This is a genomic window from Clostridium gelidum, from assembly GCF_019977655.1.
GTDB classification, from domain to species: domain Bacteria; phylum Bacillota; class Clostridia; order Clostridiales; family Clostridiaceae; genus Clostridium; species Clostridium gelidum.
On sequence record NZ_AP024849.1, the window covers coordinates 3,095,981 to 3,122,974 of the forward strand.

The window sequence follows — 26,994 nt, forward strand, 5'->3', positions numbered from 1 at the left end:
TTGTGGCATAGCACTCTTTTAATATGTGTATATTTTAAATGTGAAATTGTCTATTAATCTTGTTTTTCCTATATAAACAGCTATTGGAATTAATACATTCTTTTCTATAGTTTCAACATTTTCTAAAGAATCACTATCTACTATTTCCACATAGTCAATTTTAGCTAATGGCTCTTTGCTTAATTCTGCTTTTATAACTTCTTTAAGCTTAGTAGCATTTCTTTCACCATTTTTTAATGAATCTTTAGCTCGTTCTAAACTTTTACTTAATATCAATGCTGCTTGTCTCTCATCTTTTGAAAGATAAGTATTTCTTGAGCTTTTAGCCAGTCCATCTTCTTCACGAATTATTGAACAAGCCACTATTTCTACATCTATATTTAAATCTCTAACCATTCTTTTAAGTACAGCTACTTGTTGAGCATCCTTTTCTCCAAAGTAAGCTTTATCTGGAGTTACTATATTCAAAAGCTTAGAAACAACTAAACAAACTCCATCAAAATGCCCTGGTCTTTTTGCTCCACAAAGTACACTTGTAAGACTTGAGACACTAACAGTAGTAGCTTTATTATCAAAATACATTTCACTTGGCTCTGGATTAAAAACTAATGCAGCACCTGCATTTAAACATAAAGCTAAATCTTTATTTATATCTCTTGGATAACTGTCATAATCTTCATTTGGTCCAAATTGTGTTGGATTAACAAATACGCTAACAACTACTTTATCATTTTCTAATACCGCTTTTTTTATTAAGCTTTCATGCCCTTTATGCAACGCTCCCATTGTTGGTACAAAACCTACTGAGAGTCCTTCTCTTTTCCATGATTTAATTAAACTTCTAAGTTCTTTGATTTCTTTTACTAACATTCTTGTTCTCCCTCTTTCTCTATTATGTATATAAAACAATAGACAAGCATACTGTTTGTTACTTTTTTGAATGTGTTTTAATACAATTTTCGTAGTTCACTTTCATCAATCTTAAAAGTATGTTTAGCTTCTGGAAATGTTCCGTCTTGTACTTCTTTAACATAAGAACCAATAGCTTCTCTCATAACTGTGCCTATATTTGCATATTGTTTAACAAACTTTGGTATAAAATCATCAAACATTCCAAGCATATCTTGGTAAACTAGAATTTGTCCATCACAATTTTTACCTGCACCAATTCCTATTGTTGGAATTGAAACTGAATTTGTAATAAGCTCTGCAACCTTTTCTGGAATTCCTTCAAGGACTATTGAAAAGGCACCTGCTTTCTCCAAAAGAACAGCATCTTCAATAAGCTTTTTAGCTGCTAATTCATTTTTTCCCTGTACTTTAAATCCTCCAAAAGCATTAACAGATTGAGGCGTTAATCCTAAATGTCCCATTACAGGAATTTGAGCATCTACAATAGCTTTAACTTGGGCTAAAACATTTGCTCCACCTTCAAGCTTAACTGCATTTGCTCCACCTTCTTTAACTAATCTTCCTGCATTTAAAACTGCTTGTTCAACTGATACATGATAAGATAAAAAAGGCATATCACTAACTATAAGAGCATTTTTTGCACCCTTTTTAACTGCTTTTGTATGATAAATTACTTCATCCATAGTAACAGATAAAGTATCTTCGTCTCCTTTAATTACCATTCCAAGAGAATCTCCAATTAAAATTCCATTGATTCCACTTTCGTCAATAATCTTTGCCATTGAGTAATCATATGCAGTAAGCATACTTAACTTCTTCCCTTCATTTTTAGCTTGCATAAAAGTTAATACTGTATTCTTCATTAATCTAATCCCCCTAAAACTTTATATATTACAGAATGTTTTTCTGAATTATTTAATAAATTTTGAAGTATATTTTCATTTTCAATTTCCGATTTGCTTATATTATTATTTTCTCGTAATGCTACAAGCTTCAACAAATTTAAAGATAATATTTTATAAAGTTCTTTATCTTCTTTTTCCAAAACAGAAATATGTTTCTCTATAGTAGATATATCCCCTCTTAATATGGGACCTGTTAAAGAATTCACAAAACCTTTTTTAACAATACTGTCAATGTTGCCTTGAACTAATGGCTTAATTGCATTTAAAGCATCTTCTTCACTTAATCCAAGTTTTTTTAGATAACTTGTGCCTATCTCTAGCAAAGACAAAGTAAGATTAGAAACAAATACATTAGCCAAATGGTAAATTGAAGAGTTTTCTTTGCTTCTAATAAAAAACTCATTCCCCAAAGTTTTAATGAAATTAATAACGGGACATTTTTCTTCTAAGTACTCACCTTCAATTGAAAAATAAATAGTTTCTAACTCTTTTAAATTTGTGTTTTTATTTGAAAATGCAAATATTGGGTGTATAGAATAGATTAGTGCACCAGAATGTTTGGCATTAGATAATACATTTGATTTAAGTGAACCACTTGTGTGGCAAATAGATTTGTTATTTAGATCAAATTTTGATAATTCTCTATCTATAATTGAAATCATGTCATCAGGTGTTGTAATAAATAATATATTACTTTCTTTAATAATATCTTGAATGTTATAATAAAACTTTGATTTAGTAATATTAGCTGCTTCAATAGTTGTATTTATATCTCTTCCATAAAAGCCACTTAATTTTATTCCTTTGTGAGTAAAGTAGCGTCCTAAATTCACGCCTACCTTCCCAGGACCAATAAATCCAATTTTAATAGTACCACCTCCATGTATGTGTGATACAACATCCTAATTTCAATCCCATTCATATAGATATGAGTTGTATTATCAAGTTTCACTTATACCCGTAAGGGGCACAATGTCCAGGCACGTACAGCCGTTATCTCATACTTATAGAAGTAGGAGTATTACGGATGCTAGCTATCGGATAAATTTTAATGCTTAAAAATCTGGTGTAACTCTATTAAGATACTACCCAAAAACATTTTACCATTATGTTTTAAGTTTATCAATAATAATATATAAAAATCTACCCAATAAAAAGTTAAAGCAAGAAAAAAATTATATGCAAAAAAAGAATGACCTATTAGGGGATTATTAGATCATTCGAGTAACTGGTAAAGTAAGATGTAGACTTTGCATTTTAGTCAAAAAAATATTCTTTTTAATGTAATGAAGTTACTTTCATTAATATTATTTATCAAATAGCTTAATTCCTAATGCAAGCATTCCTGCAGTAATTAAAGGTCCTACCGGAATCCCATCTAAAAAAGCAGCGGCTATCACAGCTCCTAATATTAAGGATGGCATTATATCGCCATGACCTTGAACCGTAAGATATTGTAATCCAAGCCCACTTAAATAGGTAGTAAAAAGAGAAATCAATAATGCAGCTATGCCAATCCATGAAGTAAATATATTTTTAATGTTAACGGATGTAACTTGTCCATTTGCAATTGGAATTAAAATAGCAGCAATAATTAATATTAATCCTAAAGTCATTCCATTGCCTTCTACAACTGGGAAAATGTATTTATCCATATTTAAAAGCTTAACAATCAAAAGCATACAAGTTGCAATAGCTACAGAATTGGCCTTTCCCAGTATTGAAGCCGCCAATATTGCTAGTAATATAATATTAGAGTCCAATTTAAATCACCACTTAAATAAAATTATGCTCAATATAATTATATTTTACTATATACCATATAATTACTTAATATGCTCTACCCAATCAAAAATTTGTGTTAATCTGTTTTGACACTTTCTATGACAGTATTCTTAAGTTGTTCCACAGCCTCAAAATCTAATTTACATTTTGGTATAATAGAATTTTTTTATTTCTCTCATATTCACATTTGTCAATACACATATTGTAGCAATACTTGTGGTCAGGCTTACTGTGAAAACGGCTTCCACAAGTAAATTGTTCAAATTGTATTGGAGAATGCTCTATATTAAACTTATCTTTTAATAAATGTTGTATATCCTATAATTTTAATTCACTCAATATAAATCTTTTATTTTTTGTCTCTTAAACGAGAATATAATTCTGGTGTATCTTCAGTAATCGTAGCAAATTCATATCCCTGTGATTTATAATATTCTATAATTTTAGGGAGAGCTTTGCTAGTATTCTCATTCATGTCAGTGCAATGCATAAGTAGAGTTATAGCATACATTTTTTCACTTCCCTTTATTGCCTTTCTATATAGAGTATCTGGTGAAAGTCTTGGGTTAAATCCATCTGTAGTATCCAAATTCCAATCATATAATTTAAAATGATTATCATGTATTACTTTTATGCCCTTTTCGCTAAAGCGACTGCTGCTCCCACCTGGAAATCTTATTATATTAGGTGAAATGCCAATAGTCTTATTTATTTCATTACGACAATCAATCATTTCTTGTATAAATGCATCTTCATTACAATAAATTTTATCAAAGTTATGAGTATAACTATGTAATCCTATACTATTCCCTTTATCATACATTCTTTTTACTACATCTTCGTTACCTTCAATTTTGTTACCAATAAGAAAAAAAGTTGCTTTCACTTCATTTTTATCTAATATATCAAGAATTTCATTTGTTATTTTGCAACTAGGACCATCATCAAATGTTAAATAAACTTTTTTCCCGCAGCTTACAGATTTCTCAACTGATGTAGCCTTTTTATCGGTTATTATATGAGATGTTGCAGAAACAGCACTCATATTTAATTTAAATATTGAAATAATAAGAAATGTACTCCCCAAAATGAATACAATATGTTTTAATTTATTTTTCATTTTTTCCTCCTTAGTAATCTTTTTTTATAATAAAAAAGTTCTTTATTTATTATTATTTACTTTTTTTCAATCTTTATTTATGTTAATTTTAAACATCTTTTAAATAATTACTATTCTATAGTTTTTTTGATCATAAATTGTGAATGCACTAAGAATTAACTTAGTGCATTCACAATTATTCATTATTTGTTTTTATAATCCTTGTTCATAGCTCTCTATCATGTGTTTAACCATGTTTCCGCCAACTGTTCCATTTTGTCTTGAAGAAAGGTTTCCCTTATCAACATTTTCATAATCACTTAATCCAACTTCTGATGCAACCTCAGTTTTCAATTTGTTTAAACCTTGTCTTGCTTCTGGTACTAAAGTTCTGTTACTTGATGCCATATGTATCTTCCTCCTTTAGTTATTAATTTATTGGACACTATTATATTAACCATTGTTATAAAAAATAACCTATTTAAATGTTAACAAAAGTAGTATTGAAAAACTTTATTAGATAACTTTAGATTTTTTACCTTCAGCGCTCCTGTTAGAATAGATTATACTAATTTTCTTGGTTCTATTTTCATACATTTACCTTTCTCACTATAGCTATTATCATTTACAGATTCAACTTTAAAGCTTCCCTCTTCAAATATAATCTTAGATATGCTTGAATTATCCATATTTCTTACATTAATATTTTTATCTAAATAATCAATAATTAATCTAAGTATTCCTCCATGTACTACTACAAGTACTTTTCCCCCATTGTCATGTGAGTTTTCAATACATATATCCTTTAGACTTTTCATGACTCTTTTTATTGCTGAATTATAATCTTCTGCTTCTTTTGTTTCATCTAAAAGAGCACATGAATTACAGTATTCCTTTTGAAAATCATATTTTTCATCTGCTTCTTTAAATGAACTTACATTAAGAAACTTCATAATATCATTAAACATTATACTTTCATGCTCACCTTCATATTTTCCAAAATACACTTCTCTTAAGCCTTCAATTTCTTTTAATTGCAAATTTGTACTTGCCTTATTTTCTTTAATAACAATTCTTGCAGTCTTTATGGCTCTACCTAAATCACTGCTATAAGCTGCTTTAAATTCAACATCACTAAGTCCAAGACCAGCGTTTATTGCTACCTCAATTCCTTCCTTAGTAAGAACTCCATCGCACCATCCTTGAGTTCTATTAGCTTTGTTTAAAATAGTTTGTCCATGCCTCATTAAATATAAAATAACTTTGCCCTTATTTTTGTCGCTCATTTTTCCCTCCACAATTATAAATAAAATTTATCTTTATAGTTATTATCTTAAATTCATTTCTGTATCTAAGACTTTCTTTATGTAAGATTTTCTTTTCTTCGATTTGATAAATAAAAAAATTTATCTTTTTTACATAACTTTTATACTCAATTTAGAATCTTATGACTTTTGCCATAAATAGGTCTTATCAAATATTGTAATCTCTATAAAATTATATCATATTAATTGTGAGAAAAAGATATCAAGTTTGTTGAATATTTTAAATAAATGATTTTCTAACGAAAAAATAAGCTTGTAATAATACCTGCAAATGAAATGTTTATTATAATATATGAATTTCAATAATTATTTTACAATTAAAAGTGGCTGGTGCATAATGATTTTAAAAATTCAGTAAGTCACCAACCTATCTTAGTATTTATTTCCATGGTGGCTATTTTAAATAAATGTTGCTAAGATTGTTTAAAAATTGTATTGTTTGGCAAGTATTAAAAATGAAGCAAATATATATTGCAATCTCTAACGTAAATGTTTATGAAAAAAATTTGCAGTAAGAGGTGAATCTTTTTGATACAAAAAAAAGTAAAATCAAAAAAATTAAAAGAGCATATAAATAGTTTTTTGAAAAAAGACATTTATAAAAATAAAAGAATTGAATGTTGCGTAATTTGTGGTGAAAAAAATTATATTAAACATGGGTCATATAAGGGGATACAAAGATATAAATGTAAAGATTGTGGAAAAACTTTCTCGAATATGACAAATTCACTATGGAGTTATTCAAAGAAAGACCTAGATATATGGGTAAAATTCATGGAATTAATGATAAAAAGGAAATCCTTAAGGTTTTGTGCTAAAAAATTAAAGATAAGTGTAACAACTGCTTTTTATTGGAGACACAAAATTTTGAATGGATTAAAAATTGATAGCATTCCTAATAAATTGGAGGGAGATGTACATATTAATAAAACAATAATAGTAGAAAACTTTAAGGGATGTCGAAATATAACAACAACTAAAAGAAGTAATATTTGGGTTATAGCAGCAAAAGGTGACGAAGATTCAATGCTTGTTACGCCTGCATTCAAACATTGTTGGATGAGACCCATATTTTACAAAAATATATATTCAAAAATTGAAAATGGGTCCTATATTATTCCATATAATGACACATATATTACTGCTGTAGCAAAAGAACATAACAAAAAGTTAGTAAAAGAAAGAAAAGAAGATGATCGGATAAAATTTATTATTATGAATATATATAATATATTATTTGTCTTTTGGAAACAGATTTATAAGGACAAAAGAAATAGGCTTATAGAAAATCTGAAACCATACTTGTATTTAGGATCTAAAACTAGATTTGTAATAGGGTACTAAAAAGTATAATTGTAATAGAAACTAGGCTTGTATTTAAATACTAAAGCTAGTTTGCCATGAGTGAAAAATTATTTATTATAGATTTAAAATAGTATTATTTTAAACAACATTTTTTTAAAACACTCAGCATGGAATTTAAATACATATAGTAAGGCTATTAGCATATTAGATTTCTATTTTACAACAGCCACTTTGGAATTTGCTTGTAAAATGCAGGTTAAGAGATATGTGAGAATTTTAGTGCAACATATATAATTAAAAATATATCTAAATAGCAAAAGAATCCTGGTAATATTAAGCTATAACAAATAAAAATCACCTACTTAAAGATTTTACATCTGTAAGCAGGTGATTTCATATTATGTGTATCTAGCACTTATCGTAAATAAAAGTACTATTTTGTGTTAGTTTATATTTGATTTACATTAAAAGTTTTTTCAATAGATCCATTAGGATTAAATATATGTTCTACTCTAGGTAATGATATTCCCAAAGTCTCACGAAGTACGTCTTCTACTGTTTCTACTGCTATAATAGTTAATTGACTCTTAACCTCCTCAGGCACATCTTTTAAGTCAATTAAATTATCCTTTGGAATTAATATCTTTGTTATTCCAGCTCTTTGGGCTCCTATTAATTTTTCTTTAAGTCCTCCTATTGGAAGTACTGCTCCTCTTAAAGTAATTTCTCCTGTCATTGCAAGCTTTGAATCTACTTTTATACCTGTAACTAGGGATGCAAGTGCTGTAAATAGTGTAATTCCAGCTGAAGGACCATCTTTAGGAACAGATCCTGATGGAACATGAATATGAAGATCTCTTTCCTTAAAGTTTATAGCATTCATTGGTAACCTTGACTTAAGTAAGCTTAAAGAAATCTTTGCAGATTCTTTCATAACATCTCCCAATTGACCAGTTAGGGTAACTTGTCCACTACCCATCATATCAGTAGCTTCAATGAAAAGTATCTCTCCACCTACTGCTGTCCAAGCTAGTCCTGTTACTACTCCTGGTGGATTATCTTTTTGAGCCTTATCATGACTTGAAACTTTTCTTCCAAGTAAATCATCTAGCGCATCTACTGTAACTTTAAATGGTAATTCTACCTTATTAGATACAATTTTCTCTGAAGTAACTCTTGCAAGAGTAGCTAATTGCTTTTTAAGACCTCTAACACCAGCCTCTAGAGTATATTCACTAATAATTTTTTCTAAAGCTTCATCTTCAATAACTAACTGAGCTTTATTAAGTCCATGTTCTTCAAGTATTGATGGAATCAAATGATTTTTACCAATATGGAATTTTTCATTCATAGTATAACTAGATATTTGAATTATTTCCATTCTGTCTAATAGAGGTCTAGGAATATTGTCAAGTGAGTTAGCTGTAGCTATAAAAAATACTTCTGATAAATCATAAGGTAAATCTAAATAGTGATCAGTGAAACTATTATTTTGTTCAGGATCTAGTACTTCTAGTAGTGCACTAGCTGGATCTCCATTATAGCCTGTCATTAGCTTGTCTACTTCATCTAGCACCATAACTGGATTTATTTCTCCTGCCTTCTTAATACTTTGGATAATTCTTCCTGGCATTGCACCTACATAGGTTCTTCTGTGCCCTCTAATTTCAGCTTCATCACGAACACCACCTAAACTTAATCGTATATACTTCCTATCAAGGGCTTCAGCAATACTTTTACCTAAGCTTGTCTTCCCTGTTCCTGGAGGTCCAACTAGTAATAAAATAGAACCCTTTTTATCCTTTTTAAGTTGCATAACTGCTAAATGTTGTATTATTCTATCCTTTACTTTTTCAAGTCCATAATGTTGTTCATCCAATATACGTCTTGCTTCCCCTAAGTTAGTAACTTTAGATTCATTCTTTTTCCAAGGAAGTTTCATTAATAGTTCTAAATAGTTTCGTATAACATTATAATCAGAACTATTTGGGCTTTGGCTTTCTAATTTTTCTAATTCTTCTAATGCAGCCTCTTTTATTTCATCTGGCATTTGAGCTTCTTCAATCTTATTTAAATAATCCTTGTCCTTTTTAGATCCTTCACTTTTACCTTCATTTAATTCACTTTGAATTGCCTTTAATTGTTCTCTAAGCACTGATTCTCTATAACTTTTACTAGCTTTTTCAGTTAATTTTTCTGTCATCTCAAATTGTAACTTTAGAGTTTCCTTTTGCCTTAATAGATAATCCATAAACTTAAGACTTCTATCTTTTAAAGATTGAGTTTCTATTAACTCATATTTTTCTTGGTTTGAGAGTGGCATAAATTGAGTAAGATAACCAATTAGTTTATTTAAATCCTTTTGTTCTTCTATAATCTTCATGAACTGCTCTGATCCTGTGAAATTTTCACTAACTTCACGAGTAACCTTTTTCACATACTCTATCATTTCTTCTTGGCTATTTTTTGTGAGATCAATAATATCTGATGCAACCTCAAATTCTGTGCGGATACAATTATTTCCAATGCTAAGTGATTTAATTTCTACTCTATCTATAGCTTTAATTTTTATTTGATATCCTTTTTCTGTTTTTTCAATTCCATCTACATGAAAGGAAATTCCAATTTTATAAAAATCATCTTCCCTTAAGAGACTTTTGTTAAAATTTTGCTTTAAAGGTAATGCAATATTAATTTCATGCTCCTCAGCTAAATTTTTAAGTTCTTCCTCACTAATCTTATTTAGCTTTAGGGTATAAATCATCCCTGGTAATAAAGCTAGGTCTGATACTGGAATTACCATACCTTCGTTGTTTTTCTTATCTATATTCATCATTTTAATCATCCTTTCTTCAGCTGTATTCATAAGTGAACGTTCATTTAACTATTTATTAAATATTAGCGAGATATTTTTGTGATTATTTCTTCACAAAATTCTCTCGCTTTAATACTCTTGCTTTAATTTACTATCAAAGCCGCCTGTATAATCCTAATCATTTCTTTTAGTAATTCAACTTGCTCTTCTTCTCCAATACACTGATTAATAGCAATGTATTTTACTGGAGAAAAAATTATTGCTATCAAATTATCATTTCGAAAATCTTTAAACACTTTCTTTTCTTTCATATCAGTTAACAAATTATTTAAGTTTTTTATACCCGTGCGTTCTGAGCATCCACTCGCTAGAGCTGGACAACTTGAAAACTGTTCTACGAAATGAAAAATTTCACCATTCTTTTTAATGTATGTGTAATATTCTTTAACAATTATTTCAATAAGTTGCTTACCATCAATCACATTATTAACCTTATTAAGTAAATATTCAAAGACTTCTTCAGAATACTCAATATATATATCATGAAGCATTGCTTCTTTATTATCATAATAAATATAAACTGTAGCTGGCGAAACCCCTGCTTCTTTAGCTATTTTTGAAATAGAAGTACCCTGAAAACCTTCTTTAAGTATTAACTTAATAACTGCATCTTTTATACTTTTTTCTTTTTCATCATCTTTTTTTCTCATTTGCACACCTCTATTATATTTCTATAATAAACGAACGTTCTTTTATTGTCAATATAAATCTTTATTATACTTAACTTTTTACTAGTATTAATTTACAATTTTCTAAATATTCTGATATTTTGTTGCATATTTAACCAGCTTTGATGTAAAATGTATATAGGATACTAAAGTATTCCAATTAAGGAGGCTGATGTTATGACTGAACAAATGTTTTGTTATCAATGTGAACAAACTGCTGGAGGTAAAGGATGCACTAAAATAGGTGTTTGCGGAAAAACACCAGAAATTGCAGCAATGCAAGATTTATTAATTTACCAACTAAAAGGAATCAGCATATACGCTAATGAACTTATGGATAAAAATGAAAAGGTTGACAATTCAATAGCTTCTTTTGTTGAAGACTCTTTATTTATGACATTAACTAATGTTAATTTTGATCCTAATGCTCATATTACTAGGCTTCAAAAGTCTCAAAAAATTAAAGAAGATTTAAGAAAAAAGGCTGGAGATGAAAAAATAAATTCTCCTTATGCACTTTACAATTTAAGTTCTTCTAAAGAAGAACTTCTTGAAGATGCTAAAAAAGCTGGAATAATGTATGATGAAAATTTAGATCCAGATATTCGTTCAGTTCGTGAAACTATAAAATATGGATTAAAGGGAATTGCTGCTTATTCTCATCAAGCAAGATTTGTAAAATATACTAGTTATGAAGTAAATAACTTCTATTTTAAAGCTTTGGCTGCCATTACTGATGATAATTTGACTCTTGAAGATTTAATTAAGTTATTAGTTGAAACTGGAGATATGGGCGTTAAAATAATGGAAGTCCTAGACACTGCTAATAATACTACTTATAGTTCTCCATCACCTACAAAAGTTAATGTAAATATCAAAAAAGGTCCATTTATAATAGTTTCTGGTCATGATTTAAGAGACTTAGAACTGTTATTACGACAAACTGAAGGTAAAGGTATAAATATTTATACTCACGGCGAAATGTTACCTTCACATGGATATCCCGAATTAAATAAATATGCTCATTTAGTAGGTAACTTTGGAGGCGCATGGCAAAATCAACAAAAAGAATTTGATAATATACCAGGCTGCATTTTAATGACAACAAATTGCTTAATGAAACCAAAGGATTCTTATAAGGATAGAATCTTTTCAACAAGTGTTGTTGGATGGGACGGTATTAAACATATAGAAAAAGATGAAAATGGAAATAAAGATTTTTCTGAAATAACAACTAAAGCATTAGAATTAGGTGGCTTTAAAGAAGATGAAGAAGTTAAAGAAATTTTAGTAGGCTTTGGACACAAAGCAACTTTGAGTCATGCTAATACAATAATAAATGCAGTTAAAGATGGAAAAATCAAGCATTTCTTCTTAATAGGTGGATGTGATGGCGCAAAACCTGGAAGAAATTATTATACAGAATTTGCTGAGAAAGTTCCGAGTGACTGTATTATACTTACTTTAGCCTGTGGAAAATATCGTTTTAATAAAATAGATTTTGGCGAAGTTGCAGGTCTTCCAAGATTACTAGATGTTGGGCAATGTAATGATGCTTATTCAGCAGTTAGAATAGCTTTAGCTTTAGCTGATGCATTTAAATGTGGAATTAATGATTTACCATTATCAATAGTATTATCTTGGTATGAACAAAAAGCGGTAACCGATCTTTTAGCATTGCTTTCATTAGGTGTTAAAGGAATGTATCTTGGGCCAAGCTTACCTGCTTTCTTAAGTCCTAATGTATTACAATTTTTAGTTGATAATTTTGGTATTAAACCAATAAGTACTCCTGATGATGATTTAAAACAAATATTAGGATAAGGCACAATCAAAAAAATAACAAGTCCATTTGCTAGCAAATTGGACTTGTTATTTTCTTTCGTGTAACTAAATAATAAATTAGTAAAAAGTATGTCTCTAATTAATATTATTTAATTTTCTTTTAGATTACAAAGTCTTGGAAATAGTATATTACTTTCTAAATGTATGTGCTGGAACAAATCCGACTCCATTTCGTCAAGTTTAGAGTATGCTAATCTATAAGTTGTACAAGCATTAGCTGGAGCTTCATAGTCATTAGTTATCTCTCTTAATTCCTTAAGTATATTACCTGCTCCAGTGTGTTCATCTTGCAATTGCTTAATTATATTTATAGCTTTATCTAAATCAGCTTCATTATTATTCATTAAATATGATTTTATTGCTGGATATTGAATTGTTTCTTCTTCTATTAAGTGAGCTTCCAAATCCATTTTAATGGTATGAAATAACTTATATACTCTTGAAAGTTCAGGGTGCTTTGCCCCATGGACTCTTAATATCTTAGTTGTTAATTCACTTATTTTAGGGAGATTCTCATAAAGATAAGCATGATGTGAATTTACAATTTGATCAATTAATTCTTCAAAAGATACTTCAAGCCAATTTCTATCATTTGATTGGATGTTATTTTTAAATATTTCATATGAAATATTTATTCTTTCCAATAATTCTTCTTCATTAATTCCTTGCTCATTTATAGCAGTCACCAATAATCTATCACCACCACAACAGAAATCAATTCTATATTTTTTAAGTATGTCTGCAGCATTTGGAAACTTAGCTACTATATCACCGATTTTTTGATTACTATTAAATATACTCATTTATATATTCCTCCTATATTATTAATTCTAGCTTTATTTTTTCTGATATATCAATACCTATTACTAACTTCGATGGAATATAAATTATTTCTTTGTAATAGCAACCCTCCATACTTCAGGACCTTCTTCTAGGTATTCCCATTCAAATGTTTCTGGTAACTCCATTATAAACTGATAATGGAGTGGACGAGGATCATGATCATTTATAAGTTCCATTTTTTCACCAGATGCTAAGCTTTCAAAAGTTTTAAAAATCATTGGGTGTTTATCTTTAGGCTCATATATTCTAGCATCCACAGTTGCAGTAAAATTTGACATATTTAATTCCTCCTAAGTTTTTTATTTATTTCTAAAATTTATGTTTTATTTAACTTCTGACTCAATTATAACTTCATTTGATCTAATAAAATGTGATTTGAATCAAATATGAACCAAAATATGCAAAAAAAGAAAATCAACTAATATTAATAATTACTTTTTTATTTTTTTAACTTTTACAATTTAGATTTTGCTACATTCTCTTTTTTTCTCTGTAACAACAATTACGTAACTTTAAAAAAGCAATGAGTAATTTAATGGGTTATAATTAGAATAATATATTAAGAATTCCACATAATATCTAGGGGATAAAGTTTTGTGAGTTTAATTTCGTTTCATTATGGCTTCATTAATTACTTATAATATAGCATCGAGTGAACCATATTCTATTGCACCAACTATAATAATTAAAGAGGTATATATATGAAAAGGTTTAGTATAATTTTTCTTTTAATTTTGTTTCTGCTTCCAAATATGACAATAGCAACTTCCCATGCTCAACAAATAACACTTAAAGAAGGTGACTATAGAGCTAGTGATTTAAATTTACTACCAAACAATAATTATAGTGTAGAAAACATTTCTACCAGTGACTCTGCAGTTGTGATTATTTTTGATTCTAATAGTATTATACAGGAACTTATAAAACTAGTACCAGAATCAGGGACCTATAATCTACCAATAATAAATCATGGATATGAAATTATGGTAATAGGCAACGGAGAAGTAATTATTTCTTAAAATATGCTTCCAGACATATTTAATACAAAGTAAAAAAGGTGGATATTTATGAAAAAAATTATTGTTATGATAGGACTTTTAATCAGTTTATCATTTAATGTTCTCATCATACCTTGTATGGCTGAAACAAGAATTACAAAAAATGGAGTTTATACACTCGATTATTTAAAGTTGTCTCCAGATAAAAATTATACCGTTAATAATAATTCATTTAATGAAAGAACTTTTTTATTTGTTTTTGACTCTAATTTAAATATTGTTCAAACTGTACGTTTATGGCCACAATCGAGGAGCTTCAAGTTAGTACCTCTTAAAGATGGATATAAAATTGCGGTAACTGGTGAAGGTGAATTAATTATTTCCTAAAAGTTAATCTATATAATAGTTTCTATATATTAATTCTATTTGAATTTCATTTATAAATATGTGATTTAAATCATATGTTTATAAATTTCCGTTTATTGTAAATCGATAGTTCTTCTAATATTATGCATTCGCCAGTTAGAGGTATATAATTTCAAGGTAAAATAAAAAGGATGCCTCAGATTTTTAAGGCATCCTTTTATCTATTGTAGTTTAAGACAAGGTCCATGACCCGTAGCTATAAAATTAGGTTTTAATTGTCGCAAAGTTTGTATTAATAATCCATCCCAAAGATGCATTTCTGAAGGATAATCAATGAATTCCAATTCATAACTATCTGTCGTTAGCTTTTCTCCAGCTTTTTTTGTAATAGTTTTTGCCTTAATTCCAAAACCATTTAATTGACGCGCCGTAACTTCAGAACAAATTGTCAAAGCCTCAGGAAAATGTTCTAATATTACTGACAACGCACCACATTCATCTGCTTCAAAATGTGAAATAAAAATATATTTTAAATCTTTGCTGTTGAGTGCTGCTTTAAGTTGTGGCAGCAAAGCTTCTGCCTGCATTACATTACCTGTATGTACTAATAATGGTTCATCGCATAATAACAAATATTGATGAAATGTAAGATTAATCTGCTGAATATAACTACTAAATTGGTGTAAATCCTTATTTATAATCGCCATATAACTACCTCTTTTCTTTTTAAATATAATCTAAATACGAAATCAAATTTTATTAGATAATAACATTATAACCATTGCTTTATATTTTTAGTGTGATTTATATCACGACATCAATATAATTTTCATTTTTTGATCAACTGCAGTTTTTATTCATACTATCATCCTCCTTATTGATTTACTAAATATTAATACGTAAAAATAAATCCTAGCTACAATGTACGTAGCTAGGATTATATATTGTAAATAATACTGTAGATTATAAATAGGGCACATTTTTATTGGATAATATTTTTATGAAATAATATTATCTTAAGCTTCCATAAACATTTTCATGTCATCTTCTACAGTTGTAATTCCACCAATACCAAAGTTATCTATCAATACTTTAGCAACATTTGGTGAAAGGAATGCTGGAAGTGTTGGTCCTAAGTGAATGTTTTTAACACCTAAGTGTAATAATGATAATAATACTATTACAGCTTTTTGTTCATACCAAGCTATGTTGTATGATATAGGTAATTCATTTATATCATCTAATTCAAATACTTCTTTAAGTTTAAGTGCTATAACAACTAATGAATATGAATCATTACATTGTCCTGCATCTAATACTCTTGGAATTCCTCCAATATCACCTAAGTTTAATTTATTATACTTATATTTAGCACAACCTGCTGTTAATATAACTGTATCTTTAGGTAATTTTTCTGCAAAATCAGTATAGTAATTTCTTGATTTAGCTCTTCCATCACAACCAGCCATTACAAAGAATCTCTTTATAGCTCCAGTTTTAACAGCATCTACAACTTTATCTGCAAGGGCTAAAACTTGATTATGAGCAAATCCACCAACTATTTGTCCTTTTTCTATTTCAGTAGGTGCATTACATTTTTTAGCCATTTCTATAATCTTAGAAAAGTTTTTTACTCCTTTAAAATTAGCTTCTATATGAGCACATCCAGGCATTCCTGTAGCTCCAGTTGTAAATAATCTATCTTTATACGAATCTTTAGGTATAACTATACAGTTAGTAGTCATAAGTATTGGTCCATTAAAGCTTTCAAATTCTTCTTTTTGCTTCCACCATGCATTTCCATAGTTTCCTGCAAAATGTTCATATTTCTTGAACTTTGGATAGTATTGTCCAGCAAGCATTTCTCCGTGAGTATAAACATCTACTCCAGTTCCTTCTGTTTGCTCAAGTAACATTTCTAAATCTTTTAAATCATGTCCTGAAATTAATATTCCTGGATTAGTTCTAACCCCAATATCTACAGTTGTTATTTCAGGATGTCCATATTTTTCAGTATTAGCTTTATCTAGTAATGCCATACCATCTACACCAAATTTACCAGCTTCTAAAGTTAAAGCAACTAACTCATCAATTGATAAACTATCATCTAATGTGGCAGCTAATGCTTTTGCCATAAATCCGTGAACTTCTTCATTATTATAACTTAAGTTCATAGAATGCTTCATGTAAGCTGATAATCCTTTTAATCCATAAGTAATAAGTTCTCTTAAACTTCTTATATCCTCATTTTCAGTTGCAAGTACTCCAACTTTTTCGGCCTTTGAATCAAATTCTATTGTATTATCACCAGTCCAAGCTGCTGCATCTGGCATTATCATTTCTGTAGTTTGCATTCCAAATATTTTTTTGAAGAAACCACCATTTACTACGACCTCTCCAACCTTTCCACCAGCTTTAATAACTTTAGCTTTTAAAATTTCTCTTAGTTTTAAAGTTTCTCTTACTCTATCCAAAATAGAATCTCTATCAAAATTAGCATTTGTAATTGTTGTGAATAAATTTTCTGTTATATATTTATCAACAGTACTATCTATAACTCCAACTTTTCTTCCTTCATTACTTACTATAGCTAGTCCTTTAGTTACATATATTAATAAATCTTGAGCCTTTGCTACATTTTCATCTTTACCGCAAACTCCCACTTTAGTACATCCAGTACAACCTGCTGTTTCTTGACATTGATAACAAAACATTGACATATTATGTCCTCCTATTTTCTTTTATTTTATATACAAAATTAATAACTTCTTGTTACTATTTCATCTTCTTGACTATTTAGAGTTTACTATATTCTTTTCTTTATATCTGTAACATACGTTACTAATTTAAAATTAATAATTTGTTACCCATATCTATTTTTTCTACTTAGATATAAATTATTTAGGGCATAATCAAAAAAATCTAATTGATGATATAACCTCATCAATTAGATTCTATTAATTTATACTTATACTCCTTGTTGTAAGCAAGTTTTTAAATCATCATCAGGTTCACTTATGGCTTGTAAATTAAATGTATCAACCAAATATTGTAATACATTAGGACTTACAAATGCAGGAAGTGATGGTCCAAGGAAAATTCCTTTTACTCCGAGTGATAGCAATGCTAAAAGATCTGCAACTGCTTTTTGTTCATACCATGAAAGAATTATTGATAATGGTAATCCATTTACATCTGTATCAAATGCATCTGCAAGTGCTGTTGCAATTCTAACTGCTGAATATGCATCATTACATTGGCCTACGTCTAATAATCTTGGAAGTCCCGCAACTTCTCCAAAGTCTAATTTGTTAAATCTATATTTTCCACAAGCAAGTGTAAGAATAACACAATCTTCTGGAACCTTTTGTGCAATTTCTGTAAAATAACTTCTTCCTGGTCTTGCACCATCACATCCACCTATTAAGAAGAAATGTCTAATCTTTCCTTCCTTAACTGCATTAACAATTGCTCCTGCATGGCTTAATGTTGCATTATGACCAAAGCCAACAAGAATTTCTTTTGGTTCTTCACTTTCTTTAAATCCACCAAGCTCTAATGCTTTTTCTATTATTTCTGAAAAATCTTTATATCCATCTTTATTTGCTGAAATATATTTAACTCCATCCCATCCAACTACACTTGTTGTAAAAATTCTATCTTTGTATGTTTCTCTAGGTCTCATTAAACAATTTGTAGTCATTAAAATACATCCTGGTATGCCGTCAAATTCTTTTTGTTGATCCTGCCAAGCACCACCATAGTTTCCTACGAGATGTTTAAATTTTTTAAGTCCAGGATAACCATGACTAGGTAGCATTTCACCATGAGTATATATGTTAATTCCTTTTCCTTCAGTTTGTTCAAGTAGCATTTCTAAATCTCTTAAATCATGACCAGAAACAATGATAAAAGGTCCCTTTTCAATATTTACATTAACTTTATGAGGACTTGGATTCTTATAAGTCTCCGTATTAGCATCATCTAACTTCTTCATTACAGCAACACTCATATCACCAGTTCTCATAGTCATTTGAATTAACTCTTCAACACTTAAATTATCATTGGTCGTACATTCTAGTCCTCTAAAATAAAAATTATCAACTTGATCATCATAATAATCTAAACATCTTGCTTGATGTCCATATGCACTTATGCCCTTCAATCCATAAACTATTGTTTGTCTAAGAGATCTAACATCAGCATCTAAATCTTGGTCAAACATAATTCCAGCTCTTTTTGAATCCTTAAGCATTTCGTCCTTAGTTTCACTTAAATTATAAGTTGCTTGTTCAGGATAATTTTTATCATCCCCTACTCTATCTCTCAAATTCTCTTTTATTTTTTGAGATTCTTTTAACATTTCTACATGAACTTCTGCATCAAAATTAACATTAGTAAGTGTTGTAAACAAAGAATTCTCTACAAAACTAACAATGTCCTTTTCTATTTCTTCTCCCTTTTCAATAAGCTCTTTAGCATAGCAACTTATTCCTTTACATTGATATAAAAGCAAATCTTGAAGATTAGCTATTTCAGGCGTTTTCCCACACACGCCCATTTTAGTACATCCTTTTCCCCCTGCTGTTTGTTCGCACTGATAACAAAACATTGGATTTTCGTCCATAAATATCACTCCTTAAAAATTAATCTATATTAGTATTTGCATAAATTAATTTTATATTCTTTAATAATTTAATGGACTTTCTTTCTTGCTCGTCTTTTCTACTTTTAAAGTATTTAATTTTTTAATGTCTTTAAAATTTTTTTATTTTAAATAAAATATAAAAAGCATCTGAAAATTTACATTTTCAAACGCTTTTATTAAATATATAATTCAAGTATTTCGAAATTCAATTATTCTGGCTTTTTTCCAACTGCAGCAAGGTATACCACAAATTCTTCATCTCCATCTAATTTCAAAAGTTCATCTATCATTTTCTGGTCATATATTCCTATAGCACAAGTCCCAGCATTAACAGATTCACTAGCTAAATAAAGATTTTGGCATACATGTCCAATATCTATTAGAATTTTTTTATGAGCTGTAATATCAAACTTCCACTCAGAACGATATGGCGTAGTACTCCATGCAAATATAACTGCAGCTTTCTTAGCAAAATTAGGAACAAAAGGCTGCTCAAGAGTAATTTCATCTATTTTAGTATCTAACCCTTCCAATTCAAACATTAATAAAAGTTTATGCTCTAATGGATCATATCTGTATATTCCTTTTTTTATTCCATCCACGTTCATAATGAACAAATATGTTTCAAAAGAATGTGTTGCACCACTACAAGGAACTGTTCTAAACGTAAGTCCAGCTTTATTGGTACCAGTAATCCCTTGAGTAGCCCATAATAAATATGATAGTTCAGAAAGATTCATTGTCTCCTCAGAATAAAACCTTGTACTTCTTCTTTCCCTTATGCACTCATATATATTTTGTTTTTTTACAATATCACCATTTACCTTTGGAAGGTCAATTATATCACAAGATGAGTTGTAGGATTTAACACTATCTGGCTGAGGCATTCCTTTCATTTTATCAGTTTTTATATTTTTAAATTCATTAAAATTAGACTTTAGAAATTTTCTCTGATTTTCATATCTTCCCATAATATTTCTCTCCTTTTGCTAATTAACTAATGTAAAATTAAATAAAAAATAACCATAACATATGCTATAGTTATTTTCCATTTAAATTATTTATTTAATGATTCTAATAATTCTTCTAAATTTAATCCATGAACCTTAGCTGCATCTTCAATTGATTCTGCTTGAGAAGATGGACATACAACACATCCCATTCCAAAATTCATTAAAATTTGTGGTGCATTTTCCTTTATTCTTAATACTTCGCCTATTGTTAAATCTTTAGTTATCATATTTATCTTCTCCTCTATTTTAATATAGTTAATTTTCTTTAACTTATGAATTTATTTTATTATTGAAATCAGATTTATTACTGTTTACTCTCTATGTCATATTATAGTACTTAACTTATTTTTAATCTGTAACCCATGTTACAATTTCTTTTTCTATTTATACCTATTTTTAACTTATTGTTTAAAAAATTATACTTTAGGTGTAAATCCACAATACCCTATTTCATCACACCTTCTCTTCATATCCGCCCATGTTTCTTTTTCTGCTATAGATTCTATTGCTGTAGGATATAAAATATAATTTTCTTTAAATATGTGATCTCTTAAGTTAAATATAATATATTTTGATGTGTCATCAACTTTTTCTTTAAATTCATTAAATTCTAATTTAGAAACTTCTTCAGCTGCCTGTTTTAGAAACTTTTTCTTGGCTCTTAAATCATCATGTTCCATTCTCATAATTCTAGTTGGACCAGTGATTTCTCGGTTTTCCATCTCTGCAAACAACACTTGCTCTTCTCTTTGGTGATGACTTTCTGCATCTAATATATTATCTACAACAATTTTTAATGCTTCAAATTCTTCTAAACTGCTATCATAGCTTTCTAATTTTTGAATTTTAGAATTTATTTCTTCAAGTTCTGTTAAAAACCCAAGAATTTTATCATGCTCAATAATAAGTGTATCCACAACATGCCCCGGTTCAATTTTTGTTTTAATTTTATCAAGTTCTCCTTTTAGAACTTCCATGTGAATGTCACAAAGATGTCTTAAATCTTGAGGATTCATTCCTTTTTCTATTAAATTTTGTTCTGCAATTGAAAGCTCTATGGGACTTATATTAGAAACAATATTTAAAGCCTCTTTTCTTAAAGCTTCTGTTACACCTTCTTTATTTAATTTTTGTAAAACTTCAGTTAACTTTTCTATCTTTTTATTATCCATTTGTATTTCCTCCTCATAAATTCATTTTCAAATTCCACTTTTCTATGTCTTAATTCTACTTAATTTCCCTTCATAAAAATGTGATTTAAATCAAAATTCAAAAAAATAAATACTTATATCAAATTAAATAGCTTTAATTCATTATAAACATTTTTTATTATCTTGATTTCTAACTATAAGGTGTTAACTGTATTTTTTATTTCTTCCAATTGCCTATCTACAACACTTGCAGCTTCTATGTGATTTATTATAGTTTCCGATGTAATTTTTAATATTTCATCAACATCTACTATTTCGTTACTCATGTTTTCAATATGACTCTTTTGGTCAATTAAAATATCCATTACACCCTTTACTTCCTGTTCTACTTTTGCTACAGATGATAGACTTTCTTCTATTTTTTCTGCAGCATTACCAGAAGCTATAACACCCCTAGCAATAACCTCATTAGATTTACCTGAATTATTTAGAACTATCTTCGTCTCATCCTCTATACTTCCTATTAAACTTGAAATGTCCTTAGTGCTTTGTTTAGTCATTTCTGCTAATTTTTTTATTTCTCCTGACACTACCGCAAAACCCTTCCCATGTTCTCCTGCTCTAGCTGCTTCAATTGCTGCATTTAAAGCTAAAAGATTTGTTTGACTCGCAATATTAGTGATTAGCTGAACAACTTCATTAACTTTGGTAAATCTCCTTGCTAATTCATGTATACTTTCGGTATTATTCCTATTCTCTTTTTCTAAAGATTTTATTATTTCCACCATTTCTTCAATGGCATCCTTACCTTCATAGGATTTCTTAACTGTATCTTCTGTAATCTCTATAAGATTGTTACCTTCTGAATATAATCTATCCGTTAAATCGTTAGTGTTTTTTGTTAAATCCGAAATTTCATTCATATGTATCTTTACTTTTTGAAAAAGATGTCCTAAAACATCATGCTCATTATCTACAATATGGTGCTGTTTTACAGTCTCAGCTAACAACTTGCTCATATCTTGAATAAAGTTATTAGTTTCTTTATGTACTGCTTCTTCACCATGCTGATCCTGATTATTTTCTAAACCTTTGGATTTTCTATTTCTAAATATATTCATTTATTCTCCTCCTTGTGTAATTCCGCCTCATCATTAAAGTACTTTTGAAATCTTCTTAAAACTTATATTTTATATCACTTTAATATGTAATTATGTTAATTTAAAAATGTTAGTAACCTAATTTTAAATGATTATACTTAAATATAATGTGATTTGCATCATATTATATTAATTTTTAACTATTTAAAATCCAAGGTACAATTAGTACATCTACTTTTATAAATGTTATGAATAAATTATCCATTAAATAAAAATCAGAAAAATTTTTATTTAATACATAAATCTATTTATATTTCCATAATAACTATTTTCATGCAAATATACAGTAACATATGTTACTGTATATTCCTGTATGTGAAAAAACAAAGAGATACTTGATTCCTAATATTCGGAATCAAATATCTCTTTCATTAAAGTTTAGTTTCACAATAACACAAAAATAAAAATTATTTTTAACACAACAAAGTACCATTATCCTATATATTTTTCACGAACTTTTTCTAAGTTAATATTTTCTAAAGAATCTGTAACTTCAATACCAGCTACAGCCACATTATTTTGGACAATAAGATATCTTCCACTGTTTGGTATACTAAATTCAACATCTACAATGCCTTTTTTACCTTTGAAGCTACTTACTACACCTCCAATATCTGAATTTAATATAGTAAAATTCCCATCAAAATTATCAAATGAATTAAGATTCACGGAAAGTTTTGTTTCTAATCCTTTTTCTAGTACTATTACAAGTGGCTCAAACTCATAACCAATTCCTTTTATGCTTAGACTTTGGGTATCTAAAGATTTAGTAGCTTTTTTTATTAATCTATCAGTAGATACTTTACTTAAATCATCTCCATATATACTTGGAGTTTGCTTTTCACTACTTGCAGCGCCTGCACTTTCAGCTGTGCAACAGCTCATTCCACTACTTGGCGCTGGAATTGATGATTCTGCTTTAGAAGCATCTACAGAATCAAGATTATCTGTAACCTTAATTACTCCTCTTATCATTCCCATCCAGCAACTAAAATTTATATCGCCATCTTTTGGTGTAAATTCTATTATATTTTCACCAGATACTAATTTTTTTTCTATATTTAAAGAAGGTACTACCACTGCATTATTACACGGATTAAGTTTATCTCCTGAAATCATCCATTTTACAGGTATACCCTTTTGAACATAAAAAGCATTAGGAGTATAGCCATTACTATCTGCTGTCATCTTAATTATTTGAACTCCATTTTCAATAGTTGCTTTACCTATATTGTTTGTACTAGCTTGAACTTCACTACCAGAAATACTTTGCCTTAATGTACTCATTATACTTGGAAGCCCTCCAACTCCTGCAAGGGCAAGGCCTCTATTTCCCATCATAATTCCTAGTACTACTACTAAAATTCCACTAAACTTTAATAGCTGCTTTGTATATCCTTTGCTTAACAAACCTGATATTGCTCCAAACGCTAGCATTAAAGGAACTGTTCCTAGGGAAAATAAAAACATAGATATAGCTCCAGCTGCTGCACTACCAGTACCTAATGCATAAAGCTGCATTGTTTGGAGTGGTCCACAAGGCATTAATCCATTTAACATTCCAACCAAAAATGGAGCCTTAGGTTTATTTTTCACGCTATATGAAGACCATGGTAATTTAATATTAAAATTTCTAAATAAAGAGAAACCAGTCATATTTAAACCCATTATTACCATAAATATTCCTGCAAATATTTGAAGTCCAGCTTTTACATTAAGTGATAATGATAATACAGAACCTAAAGCCCCTACAATACCACCTATAATTGTATATGAAGTTACTCTTCCTGCATTATATAAAATCGCAGGCATTAGAGTCTTTAATTTACTTTGTTTTTCATCTACAATACTGTTTTTAGATAAACTTTGCGTAAGCATTATTCCACCACACATTCCAACACAGTGAATAGAAGTAAGCATTCCAACAACAAATAATACCACATAAGATGCATTGTTTAATCTAGCATTCATATCAAAACCTGCTGTTGAATTCCCAAGAAGTACAATAGCTACAACTATAACAAAAAAACCTGCAAATTTAATTGTACTGGGACTTTTTGTGCTATAACCAGCTTTGTTAATGACTTCCTTCAATTGTTCCATGTTGCAACTTTCGCTCTCATATTCAATAGTTACCTGCTGCTTGCTATAGCTAGCCATTGAATTTACGACCCCTGGGACTTTCATCAATGCTTTTTCTACCCTGTTTTCGCAAGAAGTGCATGTCATATTATAAACTTTAATTCTCTCTCTTTTAATACTCATATCTTTTCACCTCTATTTTTATTTTAGTTATATGTCTTTCTCATTTAATTAATTATAATAAAAAGTTATGAAGATTTTATGAGGATGTTAGGATATTTTTAAATTGTTCCTTAGGCTTTGCTTTAACATAGTATTGAAATTTAGATATAAAAAAACAGGATAATCATTACCCCGTTTTTACTCGACACTTTGTACAATTCTGAAATAAATGTTCATCTAAAACTTCTCTAACCACTCCTCTATCATCAAAATGTATTTTTGTGTTTCCTATAATCTTATAATCTTAGTGACTTTTTTCAGCTATTTTTAATGATTACTCATGCTTCCTTCGTTCCCTTAAAAATATGTTTCATAAATAACCTAGTAATTTTTCGCCTAAATCAAAAGAGTACTCTTAAAATAATTTATATTTTAAGGGTACTCCTTTAACTAATCAAATTTTATATGACAATATCCAGTTGGATTTTTATCTAAATAATCTTGATGATATTCTTCCGCTGTATAGTATTTTTCCAGTGGTTTAACTTCAGTTACAATGGATTTTTTATATTGTTCTTGTGTTTTGATTTTACTTTTATTAATTATATCTAAATCTGATTCATCAATGTAATAAATTCCACTTCTATACTGAGTACCAACATCTCCTGCTTGCCTATTTACTGTTGTAGGATCAATTATGCTCCAAAACTTATCTAATAATATATCTAATGATACTAGTTTTTCATCATAGGTAATATAGCATACCTCAACAAAATATGTATCCTTATTACATACCTCTTCATAAGTTGGATTTTCTGTTTTTCCATTTGCATATCCTACTTCTGTTTTACTTACTCCTGGTATCATCGCAAAAAACTTTTCTACACCCCAGAAGCAACCTCCACCTAAAATTATTTTTTTCATATTATCACATCCTTTACTAAAATTATAAATCCAAATAATAATAATATTATTATATTGTAATTACGTTTAGAAATATATACACATATCTTACATTATTATAACACCTACAAATTTTAATTGTTACATCATTTAATAATATTACAGTTTAGTTTTCCTATTTTTAAATGGCAATAAAAAAACAATAAAGTAGAACGTTGCTCCAGTCAAAAAACACCTAAGTAAAAATTGGTATTCTCTAGTAATATAATTCCCTATAGCTAATCTACCAGCAATATTAAATAGAACAGCAAATAAAAACAAAGTAATTCTTATACTTGCTTTGCTATTTATTAATTTTTCTACGCCTAATTTGGTGCAAAGAAAATCAACTATTAAATATGCTACAAAACATACTCCAAGTCCTAAAAACAAACTATTCATAAAAAATTCTCCTCAATATATAATTCAATTATATTATTATACCTTCAAAATGATCCATTTCATGTTGAATTATTTGTGCTGTAAATCCATTAAACACTTGCTTTTGCTTCTTAAAATTTCTATCAAGATACATAACCTCTATCATTTCATATCTCTTTGTTTTTTTAAAGCCAATTAAAGATAAACAGCTCTCCTCTGTTTCATAAAGCTTTTCCTTCTTTAATATAACTGGATTTATCATAGGCACAATAAGGTTGCCTACAGCAAATACCAATATACGCTTTTTTGCTCCAATCATATTGCCAGCCAATCCAACACAATGCTCTAAGTTTGCTCTTAATGTATCTATTAAATCATCAATTACTACTATATCATTTTTAGTTGCTTCTTCTGATTTTTGTCCTAAAAATAATATATCTTTTACAATTGGTTTTATCATAATTTATACCTCTTTTTCATTTATAATTTTTATAAAAAATAGGATATGACTTTAAAATATATCATATAA

26 protein-coding genes are annotated in these 26,994 nt (G+C 28.7%); 4 read left to right on the top strand and 22 right to left on the bottom strand.

Annotated elements, in window-relative coordinates:
• Positions 1 to 18 precede the first annotated feature (18 nt).
• From panC to psyc5s11_RS13925, 7 genes are all read right to left on the bottom strand, one after another.
• Complete coding sequence (panC, locus tag psyc5s11_RS13895) at positions 19 to 870, bottom strand: pantoate--beta-alanine ligase (RefSeq protein WP_224033107.1); 852 nt, start codon at positions 868 to 870, stop codon at positions 19 to 21.
• Positions 871 to 947: 77 nt separating this feature from the next.
• Entirely contained in the window at positions 948 to 1,775 is an 828-nt protein-coding gene (gene panB, locus psyc5s11_RS13900) for a 3-methyl-2-oxobutanoate hydroxymethyltransferase (RefSeq protein ID WP_224033108.1), read from the bottom strand.
• The gene (locus tag psyc5s11_RS13905; RefSeq protein WP_258712300.1) at positions 1,775 to 2,650 is read right to left on the bottom strand and encodes a Rossmann-like and DUF2520 domain-containing protein; all 876 of its coding nucleotides are present in this window, start codon (positions 2,648 to 2,650) and stop codon (positions 1,775 to 1,777) included. Before psyc5s11_RS13905 ends, panB begins: the two co-directional genes overlap by 1 nt.
• Positions 2,651 to 3,124: 474 nt before the next feature.
• Positions 3,125 to 3,580, bottom strand: a complete 456-nt coding sequence (locus psyc5s11_RS13910) for a DUF441 domain-containing protein (RefSeq protein ID WP_224033109.1) — start codon at positions 3,578 to 3,580, stop codon at positions 3,125 to 3,127.
• A 371-nt stretch (positions 3,581 to 3,951) separates the two neighbouring features.
• Positions 3,952 to 4,722 carry a polysaccharide deacetylase family protein gene (locus psyc5s11_RS13915; protein ID WP_224033110.1) on the bottom strand — a complete coding sequence of 257 codons (771 nt, stop codon included), beginning with the start codon at positions 4,720 to 4,722 and terminating at the stop codon, positions 3,952 to 3,954.
• Positions 4,723 to 4,914: 192 nt separating this feature from the next.
• Positions 4,915 to 5,109: an alpha/beta-type small acid-soluble spore protein gene (locus psyc5s11_RS13920; RefSeq protein WP_224033111.1), complete on the bottom strand. Its 195-nt coding sequence runs from the start codon at positions 5,107 to 5,109 to the stop codon at positions 4,915 to 4,917.
• 155 nt (positions 5,110 to 5,264) lie between these two features.
• Positions 5,265 to 5,987 (bottom strand): histidine phosphatase family protein, encoded by a 723-nt coding sequence (locus psyc5s11_RS13925; RefSeq protein WP_224033112.1) that lies wholly within the window; start codon positions 5,985 to 5,987, stop codon positions 5,265 to 5,267.
• Between the two features lie 567 nt (positions 5,988 to 6,554).
• Between psyc5s11_RS13925 and psyc5s11_RS13930 the strand changes: the two genes are divergently transcribed.
• Positions 6,555 to 7,370, top strand: a complete 816-nt coding sequence (locus tag psyc5s11_RS13930; protein WP_224033113.1) for an IS1/IS1595 family N-terminal zinc-binding domain-containing protein — start codon at positions 6,555 to 6,557, stop codon at positions 7,368 to 7,370.
• Positions 7,371 to 7,779: 409 nt separating this feature from the next.
• Here the strand turns inward: psyc5s11_RS13930 and lon are convergent, their stop codons facing one another.
• Positions 7,780 to 10,167 carry an endopeptidase La gene (gene lon / locus psyc5s11_RS13935; protein WP_224033114.1) on the bottom strand — a complete coding sequence of 796 codons (2,388 nt, stop codon included), beginning with the start codon at positions 10,165 to 10,167 and terminating at the stop codon, positions 7,780 to 7,782.
• A gap of 122 nt (positions 10,168 to 10,289) precedes the next feature.
• A complete protein-coding gene (locus psyc5s11_RS13940; RefSeq protein WP_224033115.1) occupies positions 10,290 to 10,856 on the bottom strand; it encodes a TetR/AcrR family transcriptional regulator in 567 nt (188 codons plus the stop codon).
• A 195-nt stretch (positions 10,857 to 11,051) separates the two neighbouring features.
• On the opposite strand from psyc5s11_RS13940, the gene hcp (psyc5s11_RS13945) reads away from it, so the two are divergent.
• Entirely contained in the window at positions 11,052 to 12,698 is a 1,647-nt protein-coding gene (gene hcp, locus psyc5s11_RS13945) for a hydroxylamine reductase (protein WP_224033116.1), read from the top strand.
• A gap of 110 nt (positions 12,699 to 12,808) precedes the next feature.
• Here hcp (psyc5s11_RS13945) and ric read toward each other — a convergent pair whose 3' ends face one another.
• Together ric and psyc5s11_RS13955 are read right to left on the bottom strand one after the other, a co-directional pair.
• Positions 12,809 to 13,522 (bottom strand): iron-sulfur cluster repair di-iron protein, encoded by a 714-nt coding sequence (ric, locus tag psyc5s11_RS13950; RefSeq protein WP_224033117.1) that lies wholly within the window; start codon positions 13,520 to 13,522, stop codon positions 12,809 to 12,811.
• An 84-nt stretch (positions 13,523 to 13,606) separates the two neighbouring features.
• Positions 13,607 to 13,840 (bottom strand): DUF2249 domain-containing protein, encoded by a 234-nt coding sequence (locus psyc5s11_RS13955; protein ID WP_024040351.1) that lies wholly within the window; start codon positions 13,838 to 13,840, stop codon positions 13,607 to 13,609.
• 423 nt (positions 13,841 to 14,263) lie between these two features.
• Between psyc5s11_RS13955 and psyc5s11_RS13960 the strand changes: the two genes are divergently transcribed.
• The gene (locus psyc5s11_RS13960; RefSeq protein ID WP_224033118.1) at positions 14,264 to 14,581 is read left to right on the top strand and encodes a hypothetical protein; all 318 of its coding nucleotides are present in this window, start codon (positions 14,264 to 14,266) and stop codon (positions 14,579 to 14,581) included.
• 48 nt (positions 14,582 to 14,629) lie between these two features.
• Positions 14,630 to 14,947 (top strand): hypothetical protein, encoded by a 318-nt coding sequence (locus psyc5s11_RS13965; RefSeq protein WP_224033119.1) that lies wholly within the window; start codon positions 14,630 to 14,632, stop codon positions 14,945 to 14,947.
• Positions 14,948 to 15,147: 200 nt separating this feature from the next.
• Here the strand turns inward: psyc5s11_RS13965 and psyc5s11_RS13970 are convergent, their stop codons facing one another.
• The 11 genes from psyc5s11_RS13970 to psyc5s11_RS14020 all read right to left on the bottom strand — a co-directional run bounded on the left by psyc5s11_RS13970 (position 15,148) and on the right by psyc5s11_RS14020 (position 26,925).
• Positions 15,148 to 15,633, bottom strand: coding sequence for an oxygen-binding di-iron domain-containing protein (locus psyc5s11_RS13970; RefSeq protein WP_224033120.1), 486 nt, complete (start codon positions 15,631 to 15,633; stop codon positions 15,148 to 15,150).
• Positions 15,634 to 15,942: 309 nt separating this feature from the next.
• Entirely contained in the window at positions 15,943 to 17,646 is a 1,704-nt protein-coding gene (gene hcp, locus psyc5s11_RS13975) for a hydroxylamine reductase (RefSeq protein ID WP_224033121.1), read from the bottom strand.
• A 248-nt stretch (positions 17,647 to 17,894) separates the two neighbouring features.
• On the bottom strand, positions 17,895 to 19,553 hold the full coding sequence (hcp, locus tag psyc5s11_RS13980) for a hydroxylamine reductase (RefSeq protein ID WP_224033122.1): 1,659 nt from the start codon (positions 19,551 to 19,553) through the stop codon (positions 17,895 to 17,897).
• 230 nt (positions 19,554 to 19,783) lie between these two features.
• Positions 19,784 to 20,545, bottom strand: coding sequence for a SagB/ThcOx family dehydrogenase (locus tag psyc5s11_RS13985; RefSeq protein ID WP_224033123.1), 762 nt, complete (start codon positions 20,543 to 20,545; stop codon positions 19,784 to 19,786).
• A gap of 86 nt (positions 20,546 to 20,631) precedes the next feature.
• Positions 20,632 to 20,814: a DUF1858 domain-containing protein gene (locus psyc5s11_RS13990; protein ID WP_224033124.1), complete on the bottom strand. Its 183-nt coding sequence runs from the start codon at positions 20,812 to 20,814 to the stop codon at positions 20,632 to 20,634.
• A gap of 189 nt (positions 20,815 to 21,003) precedes the next feature.
• Entirely contained in the window at positions 21,004 to 21,759 is a 756-nt protein-coding gene (locus tag psyc5s11_RS13995; RefSeq protein WP_224033125.1) for a DUF438 domain-containing protein, read from the bottom strand.
• Positions 21,760 to 21,932: 173 nt separating this feature from the next.
• Positions 21,933 to 22,859: a methyl-accepting chemotaxis protein gene (locus tag psyc5s11_RS14000; RefSeq protein ID WP_224033126.1), complete on the bottom strand. Its 927-nt coding sequence runs from the start codon at positions 22,857 to 22,859 to the stop codon at positions 21,933 to 21,935.
• Between the two features lie 471 nt (positions 22,860 to 23,330).
• Positions 23,331 to 25,163: an urease accessory protein UreH domain-containing protein gene (locus tag psyc5s11_RS14005; protein WP_224033127.1), complete on the bottom strand. Its 1,833-nt coding sequence runs from the start codon at positions 25,161 to 25,163 to the stop codon at positions 23,331 to 23,333.
• A 429-nt stretch (positions 25,164 to 25,592) separates the two neighbouring features.
• Entirely contained in the window at positions 25,593 to 26,066 is a 474-nt protein-coding gene (gene msrA / locus psyc5s11_RS14010; RefSeq protein WP_224033128.1) for a peptide-methionine (S)-S-oxide reductase MsrA, read from the bottom strand.
• Between the two features lie 138 nt (positions 26,067 to 26,204).
• The gene (locus psyc5s11_RS14015; RefSeq protein WP_224033129.1) at positions 26,205 to 26,486 is read right to left on the bottom strand and encodes a hypothetical protein; all 282 of its coding nucleotides are present in this window, start codon (positions 26,484 to 26,486) and stop codon (positions 26,205 to 26,207) included.
• A gap of 28 nt (positions 26,487 to 26,514) precedes the next feature.
• Positions 26,515 to 26,925: a peptide deformylase gene (locus psyc5s11_RS14020; RefSeq protein ID WP_224033130.1), complete on the bottom strand. Its 411-nt coding sequence runs from the start codon at positions 26,923 to 26,925 to the stop codon at positions 26,515 to 26,517.
• Positions 26,926 to 26,994 lie beyond the last annotated feature (69 nt).

Excerpts from the sequence above, each read along its gene's own strand:
- panC (WP_224033107.1), bottom strand. The coding sequence starts at position 870 with ATGTTAGTAAAAGAAATCAAAGAACTTAGAAGTTTAATTAAATCATGG.
- panB (WP_224033108.1), bottom strand. The coding sequence starts at position 1,775 with ATGAAGAATACAGTATTAACTTTTATGCAAGCTAAAAATGAAGGGAAG.
- psyc5s11_RS13915 (WP_224033110.1), bottom strand. The coding sequence starts at position 4,722 with ATGAAAAATAAATTAAAACATATTGTATTCATTTTGGGGAGTACATTT.
- psyc5s11_RS13920 (WP_224033111.1), bottom strand. The coding sequence starts at position 5,109 with ATGGCATCAAGTAACAGAACTTTAGTACCAGAAGCAAGACAAGGTTTA.
- psyc5s11_RS13925 (WP_224033112.1), bottom strand. The coding sequence starts at position 5,987 with ATGAGCGACAAAAATAAGGGCAAAGTTATTTTATATTTAATGAGGCAT.
- lon (WP_224033114.1), bottom strand. The coding sequence starts at position 10,167 with ATGATGAATATAGATAAGAAAAACAACGAAGGTATGGTAATTCCAGTA.
- psyc5s11_RS13940 (WP_224033115.1), bottom strand. The coding sequence starts at position 10,856 with ATGAGAAAAAAAGATGATGAAAAAGAAAAAAGTATAAAAGATGCAGTT.
- hcp (WP_224033116.1), top strand. The coding sequence starts at position 11,052 with ATGACTGAACAAATGTTTTGTTATCAATGTGAACAAACTGCTGGAGGT.
- ric (WP_224033117.1), bottom strand. The coding sequence starts at position 13,522 with ATGAGTATATTTAATAGTAATCAAAAAATCGGTGATATAGTAGCTAAG.
- psyc5s11_RS13955 (WP_024040351.1), bottom strand. The coding sequence starts at position 13,840 with ATGTCAAATTTTACTGCAACTGTGGATGCTAGAATATATGAGCCTAAA.
- psyc5s11_RS13960 (WP_224033118.1), top strand. The coding sequence starts at position 14,264 with ATGAAAAGGTTTAGTATAATTTTTCTTTTAATTTTGTTTCTGCTTCCA.
- psyc5s11_RS13965 (WP_224033119.1), top strand. The coding sequence starts at position 14,630 with ATGAAAAAAATTATTGTTATGATAGGACTTTTAATCAGTTTATCATTT.
- psyc5s11_RS13970 (WP_224033120.1), bottom strand. The coding sequence starts at position 15,633 with ATGGCGATTATAAATAAGGATTTACACCAATTTAGTAGTTATATTCAG.
- hcp (WP_224033121.1), bottom strand. The coding sequence starts at position 17,646 with ATGTCAATGTTTTGTTATCAATGTCAAGAAACAGCAGGTTGTACTGGA.
- hcp (WP_224033122.1), bottom strand. The coding sequence starts at position 19,553 with ATGGACGAAAATCCAATGTTTTGTTATCAGTGCGAACAAACAGCAGGG.
- psyc5s11_RS13985 (WP_224033123.1), bottom strand. The coding sequence starts at position 20,545 with ATGGGAAGATATGAAAATCAGAGAAAATTTCTAAAGTCTAATTTTAAT.
- psyc5s11_RS13990 (WP_224033124.1), bottom strand. The coding sequence starts at position 20,814 with ATGATAACTAAAGATTTAACAATAGGCGAAGTATTAAGAATAAAGGAA.
- psyc5s11_RS13995 (WP_224033125.1), bottom strand. The coding sequence starts at position 21,759 with ATGGATAATAAAAAGATAGAAAAGTTAACTGAAGTTTTACAAAAATTA.
- psyc5s11_RS14000 (WP_224033126.1), bottom strand. The coding sequence starts at position 22,859 with ATGAATATATTTAGAAATAGAAAATCCAAAGGTTTAGAAAATAATCAG.
- psyc5s11_RS14005 (WP_224033127.1), bottom strand. The coding sequence starts at position 25,163 with ATGAGTATTAAAAGAGAGAGAATTAAAGTTTATAATATGACATGCACT.
- msrA (WP_224033128.1), bottom strand. The coding sequence starts at position 26,066 with ATGAAAAAAATAATTTTAGGTGGAGGTTGCTTCTGGGGTGTAGAAAAG.
- psyc5s11_RS14015 (WP_224033129.1), bottom strand. The coding sequence starts at position 26,486 with ATGAATAGTTTGTTTTTAGGACTTGGAGTATGTTTTGTAGCATATTTA.
- psyc5s11_RS14020 (WP_224033130.1), bottom strand. The coding sequence starts at position 26,925 with ATGATAAAACCAATTGTAAAAGATATATTATTTTTAGGACAAAAATCA.